This is a genomic window from Candidatus Poriferisodalis sp. (assembly GCF_965219595.1).
Taxonomy (GTDB): Bacteria; Actinomycetota; Acidimicrobiia; order Acidimicrobiales; family Poriferisodalaceae; genus Poriferisodalis.
In genome coordinates, this window is record NZ_OZ244781.1 from 240,408 (window position 1) to 263,584 (window position 23,177).

General features: G+C 67.5%; 23 protein-coding genes and 1 tRNA gene. 2 read left to right on the top strand and 22 right to left on the bottom strand.

Annotated features, from left to right (window positions below; genetic code table 11):
- Positions 1-8: 8 nt before the first annotated feature.
- The 4 genes from ACOQPE_RS01010 to ACOQPE_RS01025 form a co-directional block, all read right to left on the bottom strand.
- Entirely contained in the window at positions 9-944 is a 936-nt protein-coding gene (locus tag ACOQPE_RS01010; RefSeq protein WP_420610083.1) for an isopenicillin N synthase family dioxygenase, read from the bottom strand.
- Between the two features lie 97 nt (positions 945-1,041).
- A complete protein-coding gene (locus ACOQPE_RS01015; protein WP_420610084.1) occupies positions 1,042-1,653 on the bottom strand; it encodes a hypothetical protein in 612 nt (203 codons plus the stop codon).
- 144 nt (positions 1,654-1,797) lie between these two features.
- Complete coding sequence (locus ACOQPE_RS01020; RefSeq protein WP_420610085.1) at positions 1,798-3,099, bottom strand: inositol-3-phosphate synthase; 1,302 nt, start codon at positions 3,097-3,099, stop codon at positions 1,798-1,800.
- 57 nt (positions 3,100-3,156) lie between these two features.
- The gene (locus ACOQPE_RS01025; protein ID WP_420610086.1) at positions 3,157-4,425 is read right to left on the bottom strand and encodes a cytochrome P450; all 1,269 of its coding nucleotides are present in this window, start codon (positions 4,423-4,425) and stop codon (positions 3,157-3,159) included.
- A 101-nt stretch (positions 4,426-4,526) separates the two neighbouring features.
- On the opposite strand from ACOQPE_RS01025, the gene ACOQPE_RS01030 reads away from it, so the two are divergent.
- Positions 4,527-5,585: a ketopantoate reductase family protein gene (locus ACOQPE_RS01030; RefSeq protein WP_420610087.1), complete on the top strand. Its 1,059-nt coding sequence runs from the start codon at positions 4,527-4,529 to the stop codon at positions 5,583-5,585.
- Positions 5,586-5,609: 24 nt separating this feature from the next.
- Here ACOQPE_RS01030 and ACOQPE_RS01035 read toward each other — a convergent pair.
- Positions 5,610-5,695 (bottom strand) — tRNA-Leu (locus tag ACOQPE_RS01035).
- A 73-nt stretch (positions 5,696-5,768) separates the two neighbouring features.
- A complete protein-coding gene (locus ACOQPE_RS01040; protein WP_420610088.1) occupies positions 5,769-6,302 on the bottom strand; it encodes a hypothetical protein in 534 nt (177 codons plus the stop codon).
- 78 nt (positions 6,303-6,380) lie between these two features.
- Here ACOQPE_RS01040 and ACOQPE_RS01045 point away from each other — a divergent pair, with 78 nt between their 5' ends.
- Positions 6,381-7,340, top strand: a complete 960-nt coding sequence (locus tag ACOQPE_RS01045; RefSeq protein WP_420610089.1) for a PD-(D/E)XK nuclease family protein — start codon at positions 6,381-6,383, stop codon at positions 7,338-7,340.
- Between the two features lie 47 nt (positions 7,341-7,387).
- Here ACOQPE_RS01045 and ACOQPE_RS01050 read toward each other — a convergent pair whose 3' ends face one another.
- The 16 genes from ACOQPE_RS01050 to ACOQPE_RS01125 form a co-directional block, all read right to left on the bottom strand.
- A complete protein-coding gene (locus ACOQPE_RS01050; protein WP_420610090.1) occupies positions 7,388-8,014 on the bottom strand; it encodes a GNAT family N-acetyltransferase in 627 nt (208 codons plus the stop codon).
- Positions 8,015-8,045: 31 nt separating this feature from the next.
- The gene (locus ACOQPE_RS01055; protein ID WP_420610091.1) at positions 8,046-9,131 is read right to left on the bottom strand and encodes an exopolyphosphatase; all 1,086 of its coding nucleotides are present in this window, start codon (positions 9,129-9,131) and stop codon (positions 8,046-8,048) included.
- Positions 9,124-9,621 (bottom strand): DUF501 domain-containing protein, encoded by a 498-nt coding sequence (locus ACOQPE_RS01060; RefSeq protein WP_420610092.1) that lies wholly within the window; start codon positions 9,619-9,621, stop codon positions 9,124-9,126. The genes ACOQPE_RS01055 and ACOQPE_RS01060 overlap by 8 nt, the downstream gene beginning before the upstream one ends.
- 86 nt (positions 9,622-9,707) lie before the next feature.
- On the bottom strand, positions 9,708-10,397 hold the full coding sequence (locus ACOQPE_RS01065) for an SRPBCC family protein (protein WP_419916352.1): 690 nt from the start codon (positions 10,395-10,397) through the stop codon (positions 9,708-9,710).
- Complete coding sequence (locus ACOQPE_RS01070; protein WP_420610093.1) at positions 10,388-10,954, bottom strand: nucleotidyltransferase family protein; 567 nt, start codon at positions 10,952-10,954, stop codon at positions 10,388-10,390. The genes ACOQPE_RS01065 and ACOQPE_RS01070 overlap by 10 nt, the downstream gene beginning before the upstream one ends.
- Before the next feature lie 29 nt (positions 10,955-10,983).
- Complete coding sequence (locus ACOQPE_RS01075; protein WP_420610094.1) at positions 10,984-12,150, bottom strand: acyl-CoA dehydrogenase family protein; 1,167 nt, start codon at positions 12,148-12,150, stop codon at positions 10,984-10,986.
- A gap of 65 nt (positions 12,151-12,215) precedes the next feature.
- The gene (locus ACOQPE_RS01080) at positions 12,216-13,037 is read right to left on the bottom strand and encodes an XdhC family protein (RefSeq protein ID WP_420610095.1); all 822 of its coding nucleotides are present in this window, start codon (positions 13,035-13,037) and stop codon (positions 12,216-12,218) included.
- Positions 13,034-13,351, bottom strand: coding sequence for an XdhC family protein (locus ACOQPE_RS01085; RefSeq protein ID WP_323671132.1), 318 nt, complete (start codon positions 13,349-13,351; stop codon positions 13,034-13,036). The genes ACOQPE_RS01080 and ACOQPE_RS01085 overlap by 4 nt, the downstream gene beginning before the upstream one ends.
- A 75-nt stretch (positions 13,352-13,426) precedes the next feature.
- A complete protein-coding gene (locus ACOQPE_RS01090) occupies positions 13,427-14,596 on the bottom strand; it encodes a vWA domain-containing protein (protein WP_420610096.1) in 1,170 nt (389 codons plus the stop codon).
- Between the two features lie 13 nt (positions 14,597-14,609).
- Positions 14,610-15,515 carry an AAA family ATPase gene (locus ACOQPE_RS01095; RefSeq protein WP_420610097.1) on the bottom strand — a complete coding sequence of 302 codons (906 nt, stop codon included), beginning with the start codon at positions 15,513-15,515 and terminating at the stop codon, positions 14,610-14,612.
- Positions 15,516-15,540: 25 nt separating this feature from the next.
- Positions 15,541-17,214, bottom strand: coding sequence for a hypothetical protein (locus ACOQPE_RS01100; protein ID WP_420610098.1), 1,674 nt, complete (start codon positions 17,212-17,214; stop codon positions 15,541-15,543).
- A gap of 134 nt (positions 17,215-17,348) precedes the next feature.
- On the bottom strand, positions 17,349-18,176 hold the full coding sequence (locus tag ACOQPE_RS01105; protein WP_420610099.1) for an EamA family transporter: 828 nt from the start codon (positions 18,174-18,176) through the stop codon (positions 17,349-17,351).
- A 96-nt stretch (positions 18,177-18,272) separates the two neighbouring features.
- Positions 18,273-19,439 (bottom strand): ABC transporter ATP-binding protein, encoded by a 1,167-nt coding sequence (locus tag ACOQPE_RS01110; protein WP_420610100.1) that lies wholly within the window; start codon positions 19,437-19,439, stop codon positions 18,273-18,275.
- Positions 19,426-19,917, bottom strand: a complete 492-nt coding sequence (locus tag ACOQPE_RS01115; RefSeq protein WP_420610101.1) for a DUF4870 domain-containing protein — start codon at positions 19,915-19,917, stop codon at positions 19,426-19,428. Before ACOQPE_RS01115 ends, ACOQPE_RS01110 begins: the two co-directional genes overlap by 14 nt.
- Positions 19,914-21,662, bottom strand: coding sequence for a CRTAC1 family protein (locus ACOQPE_RS01120; RefSeq protein WP_420610102.1), 1,749 nt, complete (start codon positions 21,660-21,662; stop codon positions 19,914-19,916). Before ACOQPE_RS01120 ends, ACOQPE_RS01115 begins: the two co-directional genes overlap by 4 nt.
- Before the next feature lie 43 nt (positions 21,663-21,705).
- Positions 21,706-23,124 (bottom strand): ABC transporter substrate-binding protein, encoded by a 1,419-nt coding sequence (locus ACOQPE_RS01125; protein ID WP_420610103.1) that lies wholly within the window; start codon positions 23,122-23,124, stop codon positions 21,706-21,708.
- Positions 23,125-23,177 lie beyond the last annotated feature (53 nt).

The following is a 23,177-nucleotide window of genomic DNA, read 5'->3' on the forward strand; positions in this document are numbered from 1 at the left end:
GACGGCGGCTACTGGCGGTAGGCGAAGGTCTCGTCGAATCGCGACTGCAGGTACGCGCCCGAAGTGGTCGTGGGGTACTTCGGCTGCTCGCCCTCGCCGAGACAGCTCGGCAGGCACTCCACGATGGTGTCGTAGGACGGGTTGACGAACGTCGGCACCGAATAGCGATCGGCCGTCGTGGGCGACTGCACCCGGTGAACGGTGGCGCGGTACCGGTCGTTGGTCCAGCGAGCCAGCATGTCGCCCAGGTTCACGATGAAGCTGCCTGGCGGGGCGATGACGTCGTGCCATCTGCCCTCGATTTCCGCCAGCTGCAGACCGGCGGTGCCGTCGATGTGCAGCAGGGTGACGCAGCCGTAGTCGCTATGCGCGCCACAGCCGAGCTGGTCGGGCCGTGGTTCGGCCACCGCCGGGTAGCGGATCAGCCGTGTGCCCACCAGCGGCCGCTCGAAGCGCTGGTCGAAGAACGACCGCTCCTGGCCGAGCGCTTGCGCGATCAGGCGCAGCAAACGCTTCGCTGCTCCGAGCACAGCAGCCTGGTAGGCCTCGACGGTGTCACGGAAGCCGGGCAGGTCGGGCCACTGGTTCGGTCCTTCCAGCGGTGAGCGGAGCGGGTCATCGGCCGGCACTTCGGGGCCGAAGTCCATCGTCTCCTTGTAGTCGGCTCGCAGGCCCGGCTCGAGCAGCTCGCCTTCCACGCCGGCGTAGCCCCGGTGATGGTCCGACAGCTCGATCGCCAGCGCGTTCTTGTCAGCGAGCGGCTGGGCGAAGAACATCTGGGTCACGTCGAGCACTCCGTCGAGCAGCTCGCCCGAAACGCCGTGGCCGGTGATGGCAAAGAAGCCGATACCCCGGCAGGCCGCGTCGATCTGGGCGCAGGCGCTCTCAGCAGGGGCGCTCGCCGAGATGTCGATGACGGGAATCGCCGTGCTGCCAGCGGCCACGGAGGAAAGGTACCGGGTGCCCAGACGCGCCGAAGCGGGCCGGCGGAGAGGGAACCGGCCCGCTTCGTGAGCCTGCGACGCCAAGCGCAGCTTGGTTCTAGGTCGAGGTTGACCACGCTCCGGCATTGCTGCCGTGGCCATGGCCGCCGAAGCCTCTGTCGCCGAAGCGCTTGCCGCCGTGCCGACGACCCTCGCCGGACCATCCTTCGGCCCGCGCGGGCTTCTCGCCGTTGACCCATGCGGTGATTCGCTCGGTCACGGCGTCGACATCGATCTCACGGTCGTGCTCGGCCGCCCTGTCGGTGACCGCTGTCACGAGGGCGTCGATCACGTCGGACACCGCAACGCCTTGCTCAGCAGCGATATCGGCGAGCGTCGAGCCGTCCTTGAGCTTGGCGCGCAGTGCCTCGGCCTCGATGCCAAGCACCCCGGAGAGCGTGTCACTCGCTTCGGCCCGCCAGTGGCCGCCGTCCCGGCGTGCGCCGTGCCTGTCGCAAGTGCCCCCGGAGTCGTCCGCGTCGTCGTCAGCTTGCTGCTGGTCGGCGTTGCCGTTGTCGTTCTGGGTCTGCGCGCTCGCGCTGCCGGCACTGAACGCAAGAACCGCAGTCGTTGCCAGCAGTAGTGCAGTCAGCAGCGCCAACAATCGGCTGCGCCCTGACTTGCACCTCGGTGCGTCGGTGGGCTCGTCGGTCTCGCCGGATTCGGTCATATCGCCGGTCCTTTCGCCGGGGTGTGTGCAACGACCCAGACGATGGCGAATGAACCTGAAGGGTCCCTGAAACCAACCTGAGAGCGGGATGAGATTGTGATCGCCGCGCAGCCGCCGGCGCGCAGCAGCCCTGTTCGGCGCTCGTCAGCCGGCCTCGGAGTGGGTGACCGGCTCCTCGCCCATCCACTCGCGCAGGGTGTTCTTCAGCTTGGTTTGCTGGATAAACAGGTCGTGCTCGGGCCCTGCCGGATCGGCCGACTGGGGAGCCTTGAGGTAGAACGACAGCCACTCCTGCACGCCGCCTTGGCCGGCACGCTGGGCAAGATCCAAGAACAACGCCAGGTCGAGCACGATTGGTGCCGCCAGGATCGAGTCGCGGCACAGGAAGTCGATCTTGATCTGCATCGGGTAGCCGAGCCAGCCGAAGATGTCGATGTTGTCCCAGCCCTCTTTGTTGTCGCCGCGGGGCGGGTAGTAGTTGATCCGGACTACGTGGTCGATCTCGCTGTAGAGCTCGGGATAGGTCTCTGGCTGCAGGATCGTGCCGAGCACGCCCAGCTTGGACGTCTCCTTGGTCTTGAAGTTCTCAGGGTCGTCCAGCACCTCGCCGTCGCGATTGCCCAGGATGTTGGTGGAGTACCAGCCGCGAAGGCCCAGCATCCGCGCCTTCAGGCCGGGTGCCACGAGCGTCTTCATCAGCGTCTGGCCGGTCTTGAAGTCCTTGCCCGCAATGGGCACGCCGCGGCGCACAGCCAGCTCGGTCATGGCCGGCATGTCGACGGACAGGTTCGGCGCGCCGTTGGCGAAGGGCACGTCGCTCATCAGCGCTGCGTATGCGTAGATCTGGCTGGGCGAGATGTTGTCATCGTCGGCTGCCAAGCCGGCTTCGAACGCCTCGACACTCGCGTGCACCCCTGTCGGCTCCTGGTACGCCTCGGTGGAGCCGCACCACACCATCACCAGCCGCTCGCACTCGTTCTCGGCCCGGAAACGCTCGATGTCATCCATCAACGCCTGGGCAGCTTCGAGCTTGCCCATCGGGGGCTTGGTACGGGTGCCTTCGAGCCGGCTCACCCAGCGGCTGTCGAACACGGCGTCCATCGCGACGATGCCCTCCAGCTCGCGGGAGATCACACCGAGGTCACGGTCTTCCAGCACGCCCGCGGTGCGGGCGCCTTCGAGCGCATTGGGCGTGATCGGATCCCAGCCGCCGAACACCAAGTCGTCGAGTGAGGCCAACGGCACGAAGTCGCGGATGAGCGGGTTGCGGCCCTCCGCCCGGCCGCCGAGCCGGATGTGGGCCAACTGACTGACCGACCCGATCGGTTCTGCCAGCCCGGCACGCGCCGCGAGCACTCCGGCGATGAACGTGGTGGCCACAGCTCCCATGCCAGGCGTGAGCACGCCCAGCTTCCCGGTCGCAGGTGCGATCTGCGGTTGGTTCATGACCCCAACGCTACGGGCAGCCAGAGCGAAGAGGTCCCCGCAGCAGCCAGGGAACGTTCAGGCGGCCAGCGGTGCGGTCGGCGTGAACTCCACGTCGAGGTGCTTGACGCCGTGGATGAACGCTGCCTGCAGCGTGTCGGGCTCGTTGACCGCAACAATGTCGGGCAGCCGGTTGAACAGCTCGCGGTACATCACGCTCATCTCCCGGCGGGCGAGGTGCGCGCCCAGGCAGTAGTGCGGGCCAGGGCCGCCGAAGCCGTACTGCGGGTTCGGTTCGCGCAGCACGTCGAACTTGAACGGGTCGTCGAACACCGCCGGGTCGCGATTCGCAGCCACATAGAACATCGCGACCTTCTCGCCCTCTTTCATCTCTCGGTCTTGGAAGACAAAATCGCGGGTGAGCGTCCGGCGCATGTAGCCGACCGGGCTGGACAGCCGCACGATCTCCTCGATCGCAGTGGGCGCGACACCCTCGAAGTCGGCGGCCCAGATGGCGCGCTGGTCGGGATGATCGGTGAGGTACTTGAGCCCCCACGAGATGGCGTTGCGGGTGGTCTCGTTGCCGGCCACCACCAGCAGCACGAAAAAGCTGGCCAAGTCGGAATCGCTCAGCCGATCATCGGGCAGCTCTGCGTTGACCAGCACGCTGGTCAGGTCCTTGCCGTCGCCGCCACGCTTCGCCTCGGCGACCTCCTTCATCAGCTCGGCGAGTTGGGCGCCTGCGCCCAGCAGCGCCGTCACGAAGTCGACGCCTTCAGGCTGGTACTCGGGATCTCCGATGCCCAAGATGATGTTCGTGGCTTCGAACACGCCGTCGTATTCCGACCGGGGAATGCCCATGAGATCGCAGACGATCTTGAGCGGCAGCGCGGCGGCAACCTCCGTCACGAAGTCGCAACTGCCCTTCTCGCAGACTGAGTCCACGATGTCGGACGCCGAGGCCTGGACGCTGCCGTCGAGGTCGGCCAGCATCTTCGGCGTAAAGCCCTTGGCCACGAGACGGCGCAGCCGTGCGTGGCGCGGGTCGTCCATGGCGATCATGGAGCTGAAGAACTCAAGGAACTCCGGCGGTGCGTCCAGCATGGTGATGCCCGCCGCCGAGCTGAACACTTCGGTGTTGCGGGAGACGGCCGCGACATCGGCATGCCGGGTGACGCACCAGTAACCGGGTCCCACCGGAATCAAACCGTCGTAGCCGGGTTCTTCGAACCAGTCCAGCGGGGCCTCGGCATGGTGCCGGGCGATCACCGCGTCGATGACATCGGCCGGTTGGACCCAGAACTCCGCCTCCATCATGTTGGGCACGTCGGTGTTCCACTCGCGCATGGCAGCACGGTAGCGCTGCGCTGCGAGCAGCAAGCACCGCCTGCGCGCTCGCAGGCGGCAACGCCGGCCGCGCGCAGGTCCATCTGGCACGATGTACCGCCGTGGCAGCGGACCATGCACCAGATCGCGATCCGGCGGAGTCCCCCGACGGCGACGCTGAGCTGAACTACATGGTGCACGGTGCCGGGGCCATCGGCTGCGTGCTGGGCGCTCGGCTGACCCAAGCGGGCCGCCGCGTGGCCCTCATCGCCCGCGGGGAGCATCTCGAAGCCCTCCAGCGAGACGGCCTCAGCATCTCGGGTTACACCGAGGGCCATTTCCGGCTGCCGGCCGTGCGCACCTCGCACGAGCTCGATCTCGACGAGCGCACCGTGGTGCTGTTGGCCATGAAAACCCAGCACACGTTCGAGGCGATCGAACAGCACCGCGAGCTCTACGACGATGTGCCGTTGTTCTGCTTCCAGAACAGCGTCACCAACGAGGAGTGGCTGACCGAGCAGGGCTTCCGGGCCTATGGAGTCATGGTGCGCATCGGTGCCCGCATCGACAAGCCGGGCGTGGTCACCCACACAGGCGCGCGCCGGGCTCAGATCGGATGCTGGCCCACCGGCTCCGACGAGCTGTGCGAGCGGGTCGTCAACGACCTAGTTGCCGCCGATATGCGCGCTTCGGTCGACAACCACGTGGCCGAGGCCAAGTGGGGAAAGCTGGTGCTCAACCTCACGAACGCGTTCTCGGCGCTGATCGACCTGCCTGTGCAGGAGTGGTTCTGCGACGAGGAAACCCGCTTCTTCATGGCCGATCTGCAGGAAGAAGCGGCCGACGTGCTGGACGCGGCCGGGATCTCGCCGGTCATGGACGACGGCCGGGATTTGCGTGCATGGATCGATCGGATGCGGGTGCCGGGCCAGCGCGAGCCGCGGAGTGATTCAGATCCGGTGATGCACAGCTACCCGTCCACCTGGCAAGACCTGCACTTCCGGCGTCCCACGGTCGAAGTGGAGCATTTCAACGGCCGGATCTGCGAACTCGGCGAGCGGCACGGCATCGCCACGCCGCTCAACCGGACGCTGAACGATCTGTGCCACGACGCTGCGGCCCGCCGGCTGGGGCCAGGCACCGAGACCGTGGCATCGCTGCGCGCCGCGGCCGGCCGCTGATCGTCACAGCGACGCGTTGGCGGGTGCCCGGGGCGGGATTCGAACCCGCACACTCCCGTGGGAGCCGAGGGGTTTAAGCCCTCTGCGTCTGCCAGTTCCGCCACCCGGGCCACTCTGCGCGTTCATTGCCTCCTCGGTGCTCATCATGCTCGCACGCCCGCCCCGACACGATGCACTGGATTTCTAGGCGGCTTCATCCAGGCCGATGGGCTCTTCGTAGGTACCGGGCTCGCGATGCCCGCTCGCGGATGCCGCAGTGCAGGGCCCCGCTGGGCCGGAGGCAGGAGCGGTGGCATTGTGGCTGCCCTCGATCTCGCGCCACAGCTCGTCTCTCACCGCGGCCGCTGCAGAGGCAGCCAACCGGTTGCACACCACGATGCCTTCGATGGCGTCGGCCACAACAGCTGCGAAGGGGCGACCGCGCACACGCACCGCGACCACGCAATCGCCGTGAACGCTGCGCTGGATGGAGCGATCGAGCTGATCCGATCGTGGCGGGCTCTGGAAGCTGGGCACGTCGAGGCCCAATTCGCGTGAGGCCGCAGCCAGGGCTCGCGCCGTCAGCACGAAGCGGCCCGACGGGTCGGCACTCGAATCGCTGAACACGCCGGCGGCCGCCGCCGATGAGCTGCCGGCTCGGTGCGATCGTCCGCGAGCCGGCGAGGCATCGACCAGCCGGAGCGCTGCGGGAGGGTGGGTGCGGGGTGTTGCTGGCATGTGCCCATCATCACTGGGGGGTGTGACACCAAAGGGCGGGTGCCGCAGCGGGTGCGGGGACGGCAACAATGAGCACACATGGCTGAGACCGCTCCGGGATTGCTGCCGGCCCAGCAGGCCACGCTGGACGCAATCCGCACGCCCGCAGAGCACCGTCCCACGTACCCGGCCGGCTTTGCCAACGAGCTGCGCAACGACGCGGAAGCAGCGCTGACCGAGCTCGTCGATGCGGCTCGCGGCATCGACGGCCGCGGCCTGTGGGTGTCCAAACGAGACCTCGCCGGTGTATTCGGTTGCGAAGCCCGACATCTCGCCGATGCAGACACCCCGTTCGAATGGACAGTGCCGACTGCGCGCGGAACGGTGCTGCACAAGGCCGTCGAACTCTCCACCCATCGGCGCTTCGAACCTGAAGGCGCGGTGGATGCCGCGGTCGAACGCCTCGTCGCCGATGACGACAACCTCGGCAGCTTCCTAGCCGAGGCATCGGACGGCGAGCGCGCCGATCTGACGGCCAACTGCGTTGCGCTGCTCGCCCGCTTCGGCGAGACCTTCCCGCCGATGCAGCGCGCCTGGCGACCCGCCTCCGAGGTCCGTGCCCGCGCACGGCTGTGCGGCGGTGCCTTCGTGCTCAGCGGCAAGTACGACCTCACGCTCGGATCGCCCGCGCCGCTGGGCGGACCCGACCGTCTCCAGCGCGCCGGCAAGGTCATCATCGACCTCAAGACCGGATCACGCACACCGACCGACCCGGAGGACCTGCGGTTCTACGCCCTCGTCGAGACGCTTTCGGTGGGTGTTCCGCCGCTGGGCATCGGCTCGTTCTACGTCGCCGAGGGCCGCATCGAGCACGAGGCAGTGACTGCCGAGGTGCTCGACAGTGCACTGCGTCGCACCGTCGACGGCATCGGCCGACTCATCACCTTGCGAACGGACAGACGTGAACCGCGGCGAGTGCCCGGACCGCCCTGCCGTTGGTGCCCGATCTCGGCCGATTGCGAACCGGGTCAGGCCTGGCTGTCAGACCCCGACGACTGAGCCGGGCTGCTCGGTCCGCTGCCGGCAGGCTCTATCGCGGCATCCGCCTACCCGTCCGTTGGCATCGAAGCGCGACCCAGCCGCGCAGCTCGCAGTCGCGCCGCCATCTCGTCGCGGCGAGCCTGCCATTCCTCGAGCGTCAGGCCGAAGCGCTGGTGGTCTTCCCAGACGCCGGCGATCTGGATGTATCCCTGTGCGATTCCCTCCGAGCGCAATCCCAGCTTCTCCACTACCCGCAGGCTGGCAGCGTTGCGCGGCATGATCGACACCTGCACCCGGTGCAAGCCAACCTGATCGAAGGCGAACCCGAACACCGCCAGCAGCCCTTCGGCGACCAGTCCCTTGCCGGCCAGCCGCTCGTCGATCCAGTAGCCCACATGGGCGCTCTGGAATGCCCCACGTGCCACATGTGAGACATTGATCTCGCCGCAGAACCAGCCTTCGTGCCACAGGCCGAAGTCGAACGCCGTGCCCAATGAGCGCTCGCGTTCACGGACGCGGCAGCGATTGGCGAACGCCTGCGGATCGCGCGACGGATCGGGCGCGCTCGCGGGCGGGCGAGGCTCCCACTTTGCCAGCCAGTCGCGGCACCGTTCCCGGACTTCGTTCCACTGGGCGAAGTCTGACGACACGAGCGGGCGAAGCTCGAGCCGCTCGGTGCGCAGTCGACTCACGCTGCGCACAGTACTGGCGCGTCGTCGGCGCTCACCGAGCGGCATCGGTGCCTTCGCGTAGCTCGGCCGCTGGGCTTGCCTGCGCCTCACGCAGCTCGGCCGCTGGGCTTGCCTGCGCCTCACGCAGCTCGGCCGCTATGCCGTCGAGGAGATCGCGCTCGCGCACGATGCACTCGTCGATGTTCCAATGGCGCATGACCGCAACCAGGATGCAGCAGCCGCCCACGATCACTGGCGCCCGATCGACGTGCAAGCCCGGATTGTGGATGCGGTCGGCCAGCCGCTCGGTAGCCAACGTGCGGAAGACATCCTCGGCTGCGGCCCTGGTAAGCACGAACCCGTCAATGACCTCGGGCTCGTAGGGATCGAGGCCGATCTCGACCGCGGCCACAGTCGTGACCGTCCCGGCGACACCCACGAGCCGTGCCGCCGCGGCACCCCGCCCGATGACGGGATGATCACGGTCGATGTCGTCGAGGTGCAGGCGCGCGACCGAGATAGCTGAGCTCAATTCCTCGGGCCGGGGAGGATCCGATGCCAGGAACCTCTCCGTCCACCGCACCGAACCCATGTCGACGGAGACTGCCGCATCCGGTCGGCCGCCAGCCGATGGCGTGCCGTAGGCGAACTCCGTCGATCCCCCGCCGATGTCGAGCACCAGCGCCGCGGGCCCGGCCGCCGGAGCCGGGGTTGTGGGCGCGCCGGGATCGGACGGTGTGCCGCGGCCGGCAACTTCGGCCAAGCCGGTGGTGGCGCCTGCAAATCCATACGCGGCCTCGGTGTCGCCATCCAGCAGCTCGACGTCGGTGCCGAGCGCATCGCTCGCCCTCTGCAGGAATTCCGCTCCGTTTGCGGCATCTCGCGCAGCACTGGTCGCGACGGCCCGCACCGCGGTCGCCTGGCGGTCTTCGATGATCTGGCGGTATTCCCCCAGCACGTCGACGACACGGCCGATGGCATCGTCTCGCAGTCGACCTCCGGCGTCGACGCCCCTACCGAGCCCGGTGATGCGCAGCAGCCGCTGTCCGAGCCCCGTGCCGTCGTCGATGAGCAGGCGCGTGGTGTTCGTGCCGCAGTCCACGACCGCAACCGGATCCGCCCCTGGTTCACTACGCATCAGAGGCCGCCACGGATGCCGATGCAGCGGGCGCAGATTCGGTCGCAGCGCCTTCGATGGCCGATGACACGCCGATGTCGCCGAGCCGTGCCATTACCCATTCGCCGACGGGGTCATCGCCGCCCGCCAGCCGGTACGCCAGATGCGCGTGCAGGCACTTCACGCCTCGCGCCGTCCCCCCGACGCCGTCCGTCGGGCGCGGTCCGCGGTGATCGGGGGGCACCAGCGCATCTCGTTCGGAGGCGTAGCGATCATGCGCCGCGGCCAGCGCCTCGGGATCGACAGCCGCTTCAGCCGCCCGGACCCCGCCGTCGCCCTCGAGCTGGGACACCCGCCGCCGCAGGTCGACATCGACCAACCAATAGCGGGTGGGCATCGGGCGCCCGTCATCGAGCAGTGGAGCATTGGCAATCACCACCGGCCGCCCGTCGGCGTGGGCCACGGCCACATCGAAGGCGCACTGGGGCGGGCGGCCGAGCGAGGCAGCCACCACGTCGATTTGAGCGGGCGTCAGGGGTGCGCCCGGGGCGCAACGAACGAGCAACGCCCTACGAGGCTGAGCCGGTAGGCAAGCCCTCAGCCTTGGCGACGCTTGCGCCTGCGGCGGCGATTGAACAGGAAGAACACCACCACCGCGAGCGGCGCCAAGATGCGCTTGAGCATGGGCCGGCCCGCTGTCTCGAGCAGGTCGACCGGTTCCGGCTCGGCCATCTCGATCTGGCGCGGACCAGACGAATCTGACGCCTCGCCGGTCTCGTCTGACGCCTCAGCGTCATCCGCCGGAGCATCGTCCGCTGCGGCGTCGGCATCACTTTGGTCGCCGATCTCGGACAGCTTCTGTTCGAGCGAATCCACAAACTGACCTATGAGCTTCTCGGTGACGTCGGCCATCACGCCGCGGCCGAATTGCGCCACCTTGCCGGTGACTTTCAGGTCGGTGGCGATCGACACGACCGTGCCATCGCCGTCGGGCGTCATCTCGGCGGTCACCTCTGCGGCTGCGTTGCCCGCGCCGCGAGAGTCCCGTCCTGAGGCTTCCAGCACGATCCGGCGATTGGCCTCGTCGAGCTCGACGAACTTCGCGGCGCCCTTGTATTGCGCCGTGATCGGACCCACCTTGATCTTCACACCGCCCTTGAATTCATCGCCGTCAACCTCGGTGAGCTGCGCGCCTGGCATGCACGGCGCGATGAACTCGACATCGGTCAGCGTGCTCCACGCCTGCTCGACAGGTATGCCGACACGGAATTCACTCTTCAGCTCCATCGGCGCAGATCCTCCACGGTGTCGATGTCGTCGGGTGACCCTTCGCAGGCTACCGGCACCACGATTTCCGGAAATCGCCGCATCACCGTCCGGGCGCCTTCGTCTCCGCCGTACGGCAACAACGGCCAGACCTCGCGTGCCAGCCGGACCGGGTTGCCCCGCCGGCCGTCGTAGGTGCCGACGGCGATCGGGGCCACGCTGGCGGCCACGGACCGCCACGCCGCCGACGTCACGAAGGGCTGATCAGCCAGTCCCACCACGATGGCGCCGTGGCCCCGCCGGGCCGCCCACGACGCAGCGCAGCGAACCGATGACGCAATCCCCGATTCCCAGCGATCGTTGTCGATCACGGATATGTCGCCGCCGGTCGCTGCAAGCACTCCGAAGACATCCACCGCTCCCGTGACCACCACGACGGCCTCCAGCGACGCCCCGAGCAGCGACCCCAAGGCACGACTCATCACGCTCTGGCCGTCGAGGTCTGCCAGCAGCTTGTGCTGCGGGCCTGCGTACCGGGTCCCCGCCCCCGCTGCCAGCAGCACTCCCGCCGTGGACACTGGCAGATGACCTACGAGGCTGAGCTCGGCTAGTACGAGCGAGGCAGGCCGAGCACCTTCGACGACACGAAGTTCATGACCATCTCCTGGCTGACCGGCGCAATCTTCATCAGCCGCGCCTCGCGCCAGTAACGCTCCACGTCGTATTCCTTGGCGTAGCCGAAGCCGCCATGGGTCTGCATGGCCCGGTCGGCGCACTCAAACGCCGCCTCCGACGCCAGGTACTTGGCCAGATTGGCTTGCTCGCCGCAGGACAGACCGTTGTCGTAGCGCCACGATGCGTCGCGCACCACCAATTCGGCCGCGTGCAGGCGGGCATGGCTGTCGGCCAGCGGGAAGGCGATGCCCTGGTTCTGGCCGATAGGGCGGCCGAAGATCACCCGGCTCTTCGCATACTCGGCGGCGCGACGCAAGGCGACCCGGCCGATCCCCAGCGCCTCAGCCGAGATCAGGATCCGCTCGGGATTCAGGCCGTCGAGGATGTAGCGGAATCCCTCACCCTCCTCGCCGACCCGGCGGTCTACCGGCACCCGCAGCCCGTCGTAGCGCACCTCGCACGAGACCACGGCGTTGCGGCCCACCTTGGGGATCGGGGTGATGTCGACGGCGGGGTCCTGCAAGTCGACCAGCAGCAGGGTCATGCCCTGAGTGGGGCCGTCACACAGCTCCTTGGGCGTGGTGCGCACTAGCAGCAGGCACACGTCGCAGTACGGCGCCTTGGTAGTCCACACCTTGGCGCCAGTGATCACGTACTCGTCGCCGTCACGCTCGGCCCGGGTGCGGATCGACGTGGTGTCGGTGCCGGCGTCGGGCTCGGTGACGCCGAACGCGGCGTGGAGGGAGCCGTCGGCAACGCCGGGCAGGATCTCCTTGGCCAGTGCTTCCGAGCCATATTTGCGCACCGGTTCCATGCCGAAGATAGACAGGTGCAGTGCTGAGCAGCCGTTCATGGCGGCCCCACTGGCAGCCACCTCCTCCAGCACGATCGATGCCTCGGTGATGCCTTGGCCGCCGCCGCCGTACTCCTCCGGAATGGCGATGCCGACCCAGCCGCCATCGGCCATCGCGTTGTAGAAGTCCCAGGGGAACTCGTGCTTCTCGTCGCGCTCGCGCCAGTACTCGTCGGGGAAGTCTGCGCAGACGCGCCGCACGCCCTCGCGGATCGCCTCGTGGTCCTCGTTTTGGGTGAAGTCCATCGCGCCGACGCTACCGGGCCATTGCCGCCTGATTCCGAGCCCGGGCCAGGCGGGGACCGGCGCGGCTAGTGGATGCGACCCTCGCCATCTTTGAGACGGGGGGCTTGGCGGCCGGTGTGCGAGGCGATGATCTCGGCCACGATCGACACGGCCGTTTCCTCGGGCGTGCGGCCGCCGATGTCGAGGCCGATCGGGGCCATGACCCGTTCGAGATCGTCGTCGGTGACGCCGGCCTCGCGGAGGCGCTCGGTTCGCTTCTCGTGGGTTGTGCGGGAACCCATCGCCCCGAGGTAGCCGACCCGAGTGGGCAGGGCGCCGACGATGGCGGGCACGTCGAATTTGTGGTCGTGGGTGAGCACGCACACCGCATCGCGGGGGCCCAGCTCGTCGCCAATGCGGTCGAGCAGGCGATTGGGCCAGTCGACGACGACCTCGTCGGCCATCGGGAAGCGGCGCTTCGTCGCGAAGACCTCTCTTGCGTCGCACACCGTGACGCGGTAGCCGAGCAGCTTGGCTTGGGAGGCGAGCGCCCGGGTGAAGTCGACGGCGCCGAAGATGACCATGTGCGGGCGCCGGGCGTGGCACTCGACGAAGACGCTGAGGTCCATCTGGCGAGCTTCGCCGTGCTGGCCGTAGTGGCGCACCTCGCTGATGCCCGCATCCAGCATTCCCAAGGCGTCGCGCTCCACCACCCGGTCGAGATCGGGGTCGCCGAGGGTGCCGAGGGCTGCCTCGCCAGGCTGCACGAGCAGTTTGGCGCCCGCTCGCGGGCGCACATCAGACACAGCGCCGGCGTCTGGGCCGTCGATGATCGTGGCGAGCGCGACGGGCTCCTCGGCGCGGATGGCGTCCCGGAATGCCTCGTAGATGCCCGCGGCCTCGCTCACCAGTCGAGTTCCTCCACGAACAGGTGGATCGTGCCGCCGCAGGTCAGCCCGACGGCGAATGCCTCGTCGTCGCTGTAGCCGAAGGTGGTGATCCCTGGACCCCGCCGTCCGCCCAGCAGTTCGAGTGCCTCGCCGACCACAGCGCCCTCGACGCAGCCGCCCGAGACCGAGCCGGCGACTTCGCCCTCTTGGTTCACGGCCATCGCAGCACCTGGGTCGCGTGGCCCCGAGCCTTCGATATCCACCACCCGCGCCACAGCCACTCGCTGGCCTGCAGCCCGCCACCGGTCGATGTCATCCAAGATCTCGTCCATGTCCCCAGTCTCCCAATTGACATTGTTGCGGCATCGGAGGGTCGTGCGTCGGGTGATCGTGCGGTTCGGCCGGTCTCAGGCCGCGATGGCAGCAGCTAGATGTTCGAGCGAATCGAAGGAATGGCCTTCGATGAACTCGTCGACGTGCGGCAACGCCGCAGCCATACCACGAGCCAGCGGCGCGTAGCCAGGGGTGTGCTTCAGCGGGTTGACCCAGACCAGCCGGTGGGTCACCAGGTGCAGGCGGGCCATCTGCTCGGCCAGCTCGTCAGGTGCACCGCGGTCCCAGCCGTCCGAGCAGATCACCACGATGGCCCCGCGCGCATGGCCCCGAACTCCCCAGCGATCGTTGAACTCGTGCAGCGTCGCGCCCAGCCGGGTGCCGCCCGACCAGTCCTGCACCGAGTCGGCAGCGGCGGCCAAGCCGGCGTCAGGATCGCGGGAGGACAGCTCGCGGGTGACCCGGGTGAGCCGGGTGCCGATCGTGAACGCCTCCACCCGGGTGCGGCCGATCACCGCAGCGTGAGCGAACCGCACCAGCGCCCGCGCGTAGGGCTCCATGGATCCCGAGACGTCGAGCAGCAGGACCAGGCGGCGCGGCTTGCGGTCGCCGATCAGGAACTCGCGGCGGATGGCCTCACCGCCCGTGCGCAACGCACGGCGAATGGTGCGACGCAGATCGGGTCGCCGGGAGATGCGCTTGGCCCGCACAGCGCGCCGCGAGCGGCGGGTAACTGCCTGGAACCGCAGCTCGCCCATCAGCGAATGCAGCTCAGTCAGCTCGCCATCGCTGCAATCGGCGAAATCCTTGTGGCGCAACGTCTCGACATCGCTGTAGCGGACGCGCAGCGTGGGGCCAGCATCGGGCTCATCGCCGTCACCCGGAGGCGCCGAATCGCTGTCGTCGTCAGTATCGGTGGCCAGGGTCACCGAGATCGGCGGCAGCTCCACGACGATCCCGCTGGGCGCACGGCCCTCCCAGAAAACCGCGAAGGCACGGTCGTAGACACTGATGTCGGCCGGACTGCCCACCAGCGTCGCACGGCCTGCCCAGTACACGTCCTCACGGCCCCCAACCCCCAGCAGCCGCAGCGCATCGGTGAATGCCATGACACGGCGGATGGTGACAACCAGCCCCGCGCCACGCAGGATCGACGAGAAGGCCGAAGCCAAGCGCTCAGGTTCATTGACGTGCCCGTCGGGCGCCGGCATCGGAGCATCGAGATCCAGGCCGCTGGCGCCCACGGCTGGCCCGGCCCTAGGCCTCGGCAACGGCGGCCATGATCATCTCCATCCCGACCGACGTAACACGTTGCTGGTCCTCGCGATACTTCAGCACCGTTCCCAGCGTGGCTTCAAGCATCGGGGCGTCGAGCTCGGCCGCGCCGAGACGCCCCAGCGCCGTGGCCCAGTCGATGGTCTCGGCCACGCCGGGGGGCTTATACAGCCGCATCTCGCGCATCACCGACACGGCAGAGGCCACTTGCCGTGCGAGCGCGCCGTCGACATCGGGCAGCTTGAGCTTGACGATCTCGACCTCACGGTCGACCGACGGGTGCGAGACCCAGTGGTACAGGCAGCGGCGCTTGAGCGCGTCGTGCACGTCGCGGGTCCGATTGGAGGTGACCACCACGAGCGGCGGCCGGGCCGCGGTGATCGTGCCCAGCTCGGGCACGGTGACCGTGAAGTCGGACAGCACCTCGAGCAGGAACGCCTCGAACTCGTCGTCGGCCCGATCCACTTCGTCGATCAGCAGCACTGCGGGCGTGGCGTCGTCGTGGTCGATGGCCCGCAGCAGCGGCCGACGGATCAGGAAGCGTTCCGAATACAGCTCGTCCTCGATGGCCTCGGCGTCGGCTGCAGCGCGTCCCGCAGCCTCTGCGGTGCGCAGGTGGAGGAGCTGGCGGGTGTAGTCCCATTCGTAGAGCGCCTGAGCGGCGTCGATGCCCTCGTAGCACTGCAGGCGGATGAACTCCCCGCCGATCCAGGCCGCCAGCACCTTGGCCAGCTCGGTCTTGCCCACGCCCGCATCGCCCTCGAGGAACAACGGCCGACCCATCGTGACCGAGAGGTACACCACCGTCGACAGCCCCTCGTCGGGCAGGTAGCCGTGCTCGGTCAGCGCCGCCGAGACATCAGCAGTGGTGCCGGGCGCTGTGAACACAGCGGTCAAGGCTACGGCTTGGCGTTCATCCGGACGCAGTGGATTCCAACCGGCAGAAGCAGGACGCAGTGATGGGCACATCTGCCCGTGCGATGGCGAGATCGAGGCGCTGACGGATCAGGGGTTCCTCCACCGTTTCCCCCCGGCGCACGAGGCACTCGTGCAGGCCGTGCAGGCTCCAGACGTTGTCGGGGTGCTGGCAGGGCCGGCGCAGCTGGTCGTCCAAGCCCAAGTCGGACCGGTACAGCGCCTCGGCCTCGTCAAACTGGCCTTGTTCCGACAGCAACGCGGCCAGCGCATGGCGTGTCGGCTGCATCCAGCCCCAGGGCTCGTCGTAGGGCAGGTTGTCGTCGAGCTCCACCGCGTGGCGCAGATGATCGAAGGCGACGTCGAAGTTGCCGCACCGGTACTCCACCTCGCCGTTCAGCATGGCCTCGGCCACGGCCAGGATGTCGAGGCCGGTGTTGTTGAACAGCGTGCGGCTGGGCAGCACCTGGGCCTTGGCGGCCAGGAATGCCTCGCGTTCAGCCAGAGCATCATCAACCCGGCTCAGCGAGGCGTAGGCAACCGTGCGTGCGTAGCACATCATCGCGGTGGTGACGCAATAGAACTGTTGGTCGAAGGGGAGGTGCTGGTCGAGGATCTCGTGCCACTTGCCGAAGCGCACGAACACGTGCTGCTTGATCGCCACGAACCCCTCCAGCCAGTCGGCCATGGGCGGCGAGCCAGTTCGCAGCAGTTCCTCCGGCAGCGTGCGGTTCATCTCTTCGGCCGCCTCGAGCGCTGGGGCGTACTGACCGGCCAGCATCGCCCCGTACACCTTGAAGTGATAGTCGTGGCAGCGGTAGGCGGAATAGAAGTTCATCGGACCCTTGAGGTCCAGGTACTTCCGATCAGCCACGATCGCGGCCGAGTTGCGGGTGACGACGTTGTGGTAGTGGCCGCACAGCACGTCGATATGGGTCGGCATATGGACTAGGTGCCCTGCGTCGGGCGCCAGATCGACGAGCCGGTCGCCGGCGGCCAGGGCCCGCTCCGGATGCGGCGACATCTCCATGAGATGGATGTACATGTGCAGCAAGCCGAGGTGGCTGTTGGCGCCCTCGGCATCAAGCGTCTCGAAGGCAGTCTCCAGCACATCGACTGCTTCGAGCGTGCCCGCGCCCTCCGCAGGATGGCCAGTGACCAAGTCCCACAGTTCCCAAGGGGTGCGGTTCATGATCGCCTCGGCGAACAGGGAGCAGACATCCAGGTCGTCGCGGTAGGACTGGTAGACCTCGCGCATCGCGTCCGCGTAGGCGTCGTTCCACCGCCCGAAGTCGCCTTCGTCGGGCACCTCGGGGTGCGACGGGTAGCGGTACGCCAGCGCCCCAATCAGCGCTCGTTCGAGATCGCCGGTGCCTGCTGAGGCAGACGCGGCTGCCGCAACCTCGGTCCGGGCCCGGTCCAGCGAGGTGCGCAGATCGTCCTCGTCGAACTCTTCCCACGGCTTGTTGTAGTTCGGCCCGATGGCGTACGCGATGCCCCAGTGCGCCATGGCGAAGTTGACGTCGTGCAGCAGCGCTCGTTCGAAGCAGGCGATCGCCTCTTCGTGATGGAAGCCATAGCACCACGCCATGCCGCGGTCGAACCAGAGCTGGGCCTCAGCGTCGGATGTCGTGACCGGCCACCGGTACGAGCCCAGATCGAAGTACGCCATCGCCGCTTCCCGAGTCCTCCTGGCCGTCTGCCTGCTCCCCGATTGCACAGTATCTCTCACGAAACCGGCGAAAGCCATGAAAGCTGTTCAATTCTGAAATGCGGGCAAGTTCAGGACTCAACCAACCGTTGCGCTCAGCCCACAGCGATCATCGACGTGCCAGCCAGTGCCGCAGCGATGCCGATGCCCTGCCACCAGCGCAGCGTGTCGTCATCGAAGAGCACCGCCAGGGCGATCGTCACCACCGGATACAGCGACGCTGCGACGGCGACTTCGCTGAGCGGACCTCGTTGCAGTCCAGCAATGAATGCACCCATGCCTGCCCCGCCTGCAACGCCGCCCGCGAATCCGGCGAGGCGGAGCGAGGGAGGCAGTATCTGCGGTATCCGCCGGATCCTGGTCACCGCCAGCATGCATGCCAGCGCCGCCATCCGCTGCGTGACCGCCGGCCACATGCCGCTGTCGAGACTGGTCTCGCCCAACAGCACGGTGGCTGTAGCGAACGAGACCCCCGCCAGCAGTGCGAACGCGATGCCGCGCCCGATGTCTCCGCGCAAGTCCGGCACGATGACCGCCGCTAGCAGCCCTGCGATAGTCACGGCGATGCCCGCGGCCACCACCCGCGAGGGCCGCTCACCGGCCGCGAGCCCGTATGCCAGCGGCCCCAGCGCGGTGGAGGCAGCGACCACCGGCGAGGCGATCGCGGCCGAGGACACGGCCATGCTGTGCCACATCGCCGAGAGCGCTAGCGCCATCAGAACTCCCGAAGCAGCCCCGAGCGCGAGGGCCGCGCCGCCGGGTGAGCCCGGCACCAGCAACAGCAGCACCACCGTCACGACCAGCCCGCCCATGAACGCGGTGCCGACCGCGGTCATGGCCCGCGCGCGTCGGCTGCAGTAACGACCGAAGTAGTCGGATACGCCGATCAAGACCGACGCCGCAGCGCCCAGCAGCACCGGCATGCGTTTCGCACGCTAGTGGTGCGCCCAGCTGCGCCTAGCGGCCGCAACGCCGCGACACCGCAGCCGAACTCGAAGGCGGTTTCCGCGGCAAACGGTTCAGGCGCGAATGACCTCGCCGGTGGCCTTGTCGAAGAAGTGCAGCGCCGACACGTCGACGGCAACCTCCATCCGCTGCCCCACATGCGCATCACTCTGTTGAGCGAACCGTCCCAAGAACGCGCTGCCGAGACCTTCGGAGTCATCTGTGTCGGCTGCCGGTCCACCGATTTCCACTCGCTGCACACCGATGTCGAGGTGGGCCACGATTTCTGAGCCAAGCTCCTCGAGCAACTGCACATTCGCGGCGATCCGCTGGCCTAGGTCCGGCGCGAGGGCAGCGTCATAGACGTCGTCCGGGCGGATGCCGCAGACCAGCCGTTCACCTTGATGGGAGCGCAACGCTGGACACTCATCGAGGAACGACAAGGGCAACTCGACGTGTTGGTCACCCATCTCCACGTCGATGCCGGCGTCGCCGACAGTGATCGTCGACTCGAAGAGGTTCATCGCCGGCGAACCGACGAATCCGGCGACGAACATGTTCGCCGGCCTGCGATAGAGCACCGAGGGCTTGTCGACCTGCTGCAGCACCCCGCCGTTCAGCACGGCTACCCGATCGCCCATGGTCATCGCCTCGACCTGATCGTGCGTGACGTAAATGGTTGTGACACCAAGATCTTGCTGGATGCGCGAGATCTCGCTGCGCATGTAGACGCGGAGCTTGGCATCCAAATTCGACAGCGGCTCGTCCATCAGGAAGACCGCCGGCTCACGCACGATCGCTCGGCCCATGGCAACTCTTTGGCGCTGCCCGCCGGACAAAGCGGCCGGCTTGCGGTCAAGAAACTCGGTGAGATGCAACACCTCGGCGGTTCGCTCCACACGCCGGTCCATCTCCGACTTGCCGACCTTGGCGAGCTTGAGGGGGTAGGCGATGTTCTTGCGCACCGTGAGATGCGGGTACAGCGCATAGTTCTGGAAGACCATGGCTATGTCCCTGTCTCGGGGATGCACCTTGGTCATTTCGGCGTCCCCGATGCGCAGCGTGCCGCTGGAGATCTCTTCGAGTCCAGCAACCATGCGCAACGCCGTCGACTTGCCGCATCCCGACGGACCGACGAATACAACGAATTCGCCGTCGGAGATGCTCAAGCTCATGGCGTTCACTGCCGTAACGCCTCCGGGGTACACCTTGGTCAGCTCTTCGAGCTCAACTGTCGCCATCGGAATCCTCCTCTGTCGTTTCCTGTGGGCCGCCTCGCTCGCACCAGCGTGCGAAAGGGATGACCCACGGCGGGGAGAACAACTCCCCGTACCTAGCCCGACTCGCGGCGATCGCGATCATCAGCAGCCAGTTCAGCCACAGCAATGCGAGCAACAGCGCGCCGACAGGCACCAGAACGCCAGCCGGCTCAAAACGAGCTCCCACTTCCAGCAGTCCCCACAAGGCCAAGGCCACCAGCGCAACCGAAGCATTGAAGTCGACCGCTCGCCGTCGATGGCTCCGACCGACGTCCCGTCCTCGAGCCAGCAGCCCACCAAGCAACAGCGGTCCGAGCACCAATGCCGGGGCCGCCCACACCGCAGGCCGACCGATCAACGCCACCGCCATCGCCGCCGGTGCCAGCGGTGTCAGGTGCACGGCCGCGTCTCGGCGGCGCCCACCTCGCGTACCTGGCTGGACGAGGTACTCGGGACTCATGGCCGCGCCGCCTCACCCGTCCGGGTGATCGTGACGTGCCGGTTCACGTCGAGGTCGTCGACCGTCGCGACGCGACCGTCAGGCCACGTCACCTCGACCTCGACAGGCCCGGATGCCTCCCCCACGCCGAAGTGCACCGTCGCCGATGCGCCCGAGAGATAGCCGCGTGCCGCCTCGATGGTGCGTACCAGCGCGCCGCCCCGCGATTGGCGCAGCCGTACCCGCGCGCCGATGGCGTGCGGGTTGCCGGTGTCGGGCCAGCGCAGCGCGACAGTCACGGCATCGCCCCCGCACAGCCGGTTCTCGTACAGCCGTGATGGCGCATTGAGATTGTTCACGACGATGTCCAGGTCGCCGTCGAAGTCGAGGTCGGCCATGGCCATCCCCCGCCCGCCGGTCGTGTCGTCCAGATCCCAGCCGGCGGTGGGCGCGAAGCGCTCGCCTTCGACGTTGCGGAACACCTGATTCGTCTCGACCAGGCTGGCATCGGGCAGATGCTCGAACAGGTTGTCTGCGACCATGCCGTTGACGACGTACAAATCCACGAACCCGTCATTGTCGAGATCGCCGAACAGCCCAGACCAGCTCCATCCCGTGGCCTCCACGCCGAACGACGGTGCTCCGCTGGCGAAACCGTCGCCGGTTGACACCAGCAGCACGTTTTCGGGTCGCTGGATGTCGTCGGTGGGCGACGCGTCGATGTCCGCCTGCACGTTCGCGTAGGCATCGACGGTCTCGGGACGGTCATCCATGGGCTTCATGTCGGTCGCGAACAGGTCCAGGTCACCGTCGTTGTCAATGTCGCCGGAGTCGATGCCCATCGTGCTGAACGCGGTCTGGGCAAACGGTGCCGCCTCGATCCAGGAGCCATCGGAGCCGGCGAACCACACGTAGTCGGGTGTGGCGAGATCGTTGCCGACGTAGATGTCGTCGCGGCCGTCGCCGTCGATGTCGCCGATGCGGGCGGCGAGTGCTTGCGACTCGGGCGCTAGCTGCGTGTGCGCGAACGTGCCGCCGTCATGCTCGAAGAGGCCCACGCCTCCCTTGTTCCCGAGGTTGAGACGCCGCTCGGCGGTGAGCTCGGCGTTATAGGCACCCGTCACGGCATCGAGGTCGCCGTCGCCGCCCAGGTCTCCCCAGGCCATGGAGTAGGTGTAGGCGTCGAGCCCGTCGATCTCGTCTCGTTCGAAACGCTCGCCAGCCGTCGAGCCGCTCCCGGTGTTGCGCATGAGCAGCGGGCGGCCGACGCCGGTGGTGAGCACGATGTCGTTGCTGCCGTCGCCGTCGCTGTCAACGACGATGACCTGGCGGAAACGACCCTCGATGAGCGCTTCCCGGCGGAATTGCAGGCCGCCGTCGTTCCACAGCAGCGACGTGTCCCCGCTGAGGTTCGCCAAGACGACATCATCGTCGCCGTCCTGGTCCACATCCCCGACCGCGAGCCCCGCACCCATGCCGTCGAACATGGATCGGCTCGCGCCGGGGCCGCGGGTGTGATGCTCGAGATCAATCGCCGCAAACCGCCCGTCGCAGGCACCGCGGTCGGCATGTGGCGTGATCTCCACGCTCACCTCGACGGTTCCCGGGGGAGTCGCGGATGTACCGCAGGCACTGAGCGCCAAGGCGGCCAGTGCGATCAGGATGCCTGCGATGCGACGGGCCCGCCCGTGGCGGACAGCGGCCACGAGTGCCCGGACCGGAGACAGCCGGCGGGTCGAAGGTGCGGAGAGGCGTTCCCTCGACATCGTCAGTGCCTCCGGTCCAGTACACCCGGGAGGGCGATCCCGGCTAGGAGCCGAGGACCGCGTTGACCTCGCCCGCCACCTGGGCGAGGCGCTCAGCAGCGTCGGCCTGTCCGCGCAGGATCTCCTGCATGGCCGGCCCGACGATGGCCTCAACCTGGCTCGCGCTGTCCGTGATCGGGAAGAGGAACGTGGTGCCGTCGTCGACGTGAACGGTGAACGCTGTCACGTCGACACCGTTGCCCTCATGCGCAGCGATCGCGATCTCGGCGGCTGACGGAATGGCCGGGAACACGACTGCTCCCTCGCCGATGATGTTCTGGCACGCGGGCGACGCCAGGTGCTTGACCCACAGCCACGCCTCTTCGGGATGCTCAGAGTTCTTGTTGATCGAGTCAGCGAGACCGTTGAACATCGAGGCACGCGAGCCGCTCGGGCCGGCGGGCAGCGGAGCGAATTCGACATCGAACGGCGTATCCGCACCGGTGTACGTTCCGATCTTCCACGAACCGTCTGCCATCACTGCTGCCGAACCGTTCTGGAACACCGTTGTGCCGCCGAGCGACTCCACGTCTTCGATCGGCACGACGTAGCCGGCTTCGATCATGCGAGCAAACCAATCGATGGTGGCTGCGAGCCGCGGATCGTCATAGTTGGCGGAGTCGCCGAACGGATTCACGTCGAGGAACTCGAACCCGGTGGAGCCGGCGAACGCCGAGAAGGTCGTCTGACCGAAGGCACCGAAGTTGCCTTCAAGGCCGAGGCCATACACCTCCACGTTGGAGGGATCGAAGTCGGGCGAATCGCCGCTGTTGCCGTTGGCATCGACGCTCAGCTTGCGGATGAGCTCGCCGAATGAGCCACCGTCATCGGGGTTCCACTCCGCGGCAGCGAAATCGTCGGCCGTCACGCCAGCGTCGGCGATGTGAGCAGAGTTCATCACCAGAGCGATCGTGTCGAAGTCCTTGGGCAGGCCGTAGCGGTTGCCGTGGTTGTCTACCCACAGCTCTGCGAGACCCGGGAAGTAGATGCTCGTGTCGACGTTGTCGCGCTCGACAAAGTCGTTGAGCGGGACCAGCACATCGCTGGCCACGAACTCGGGATAGCGAGCGAGGTGATCAGTGAAGACGTCAGGTCCCGAGCCGGAGGCAAAGCCCGCCGTCACGTTGGTCCAGTAGTCGCCCCAGCCGAATTGGGTGATCTCGATGTCGATACCGGAATTGGCAGCCTCGAAATCAGCAGCGCACTGCTCGTAGTACGGCTGTTGATTGCCGTCCCACAGCCAGTACTCAATGCTGACCGCCTCCGCCATGTCATCGGACATGTCGTCGCCGTCGTCGGACGACGATGCCTGCGTCGCCGCAGGGGCGTCGTCGGCATCGTCGCCATCGTCGCTGCCGCACGCGGCGGCAACGATCGAGAAAGCGAAGAGGACTGCGAGCAGCCTCCAGAGTGCTTTGTTCATCAGGTTCTCCCTCCCAGGAGTGAGCGGCGACCCACAGCAGGCCCCCGGTTGTC

Coding starts and splice junctions, on each gene's coding strand:
- ACOQPE_RS01015 (WP_420610084.1), bottom strand. CDS start 1,653: ATGACCGAATCCGGCGAGACCGACGAGCCCACCGACGCACCGAGGTGC.
- ACOQPE_RS01020 (WP_420610085.1), bottom strand. CDS start 3,099: ATGAACCAACCGCAGATCGCACCTGCGACCGGGAAGCTGGGCGTGCTC.
- ACOQPE_RS01025 (WP_420610086.1), bottom strand. CDS start 4,425: ATGCGCGAGTGGAACACCGACGTGCCCAACATGATGGAGGCGGAGTTC.
- ACOQPE_RS01040 (WP_420610088.1), bottom strand. CDS start 6,302: ATGCCAGCAACACCCCGCACCCACCCTCCCGCAGCGCTCCGGCTGGTC.
- ACOQPE_RS01045 (WP_420610089.1), top strand. CDS start 6,381: ATGGCTGAGACCGCTCCGGGATTGCTGCCGGCCCAGCAGGCCACGCTG.
- ACOQPE_RS01055 (WP_420610091.1), bottom strand. CDS start 9,131: ATGCGTAGTGAACCAGGGGCGGATCCGGTTGCGGTCGTGGACTGCGGC.
- ACOQPE_RS01065 (WP_419916352.1), bottom strand. CDS start 10,397: ATGGAGCTGAAGAGTGAATTCCGTGTCGGCATACCTGTCGAGCAGGCG.
- ACOQPE_RS01075 (WP_420610094.1), bottom strand. CDS start 12,150: ATGGACTTCACCCAAAACGAGGACCACGAGGCGATCCGCGAGGGCGTG.
- ACOQPE_RS01085 (WP_323671132.1), bottom strand. CDS start 13,351: ATGGACGAGATCTTGGATGACATCGACCGGTGGCGGGCTGCAGGCCAG.
- ACOQPE_RS01100 (WP_420610098.1), bottom strand. CDS start 17,214: ATGGCGTACTTCGATCTGGGCTCGTACCGGTGGCCGGTCACGACATCC.
- ACOQPE_RS01105 (WP_420610099.1), bottom strand. CDS start 18,176: ATGCCGGTGCTGCTGGGCGCTGCGGCGTCGGTCTTGATCGGCGTATCC.
- ACOQPE_RS01110 (WP_420610100.1), bottom strand. CDS start 19,439: ATGGCGACAGTTGAGCTCGAAGAGCTGACCAAGGTGTACCCCGGAGGC.
- ACOQPE_RS01115 (WP_420610101.1), bottom strand. CDS start 19,917: ATGAGTCCCGAGTACCTCGTCCAGCCAGGTACGCGAGGTGGGCGCCGC.
- ACOQPE_RS01120 (WP_420610102.1), bottom strand. CDS start 21,662: ATGTCGAGGGAACGCCTCTCCGCACCTTCGACCCGCCGGCTGTCTCCG.
- ACOQPE_RS01125 (WP_420610103.1), bottom strand. CDS start 23,124: ATGAACAAAGCACTCTGGAGGCTGCTCGCAGTCCTCTTCGCTTTCTCG.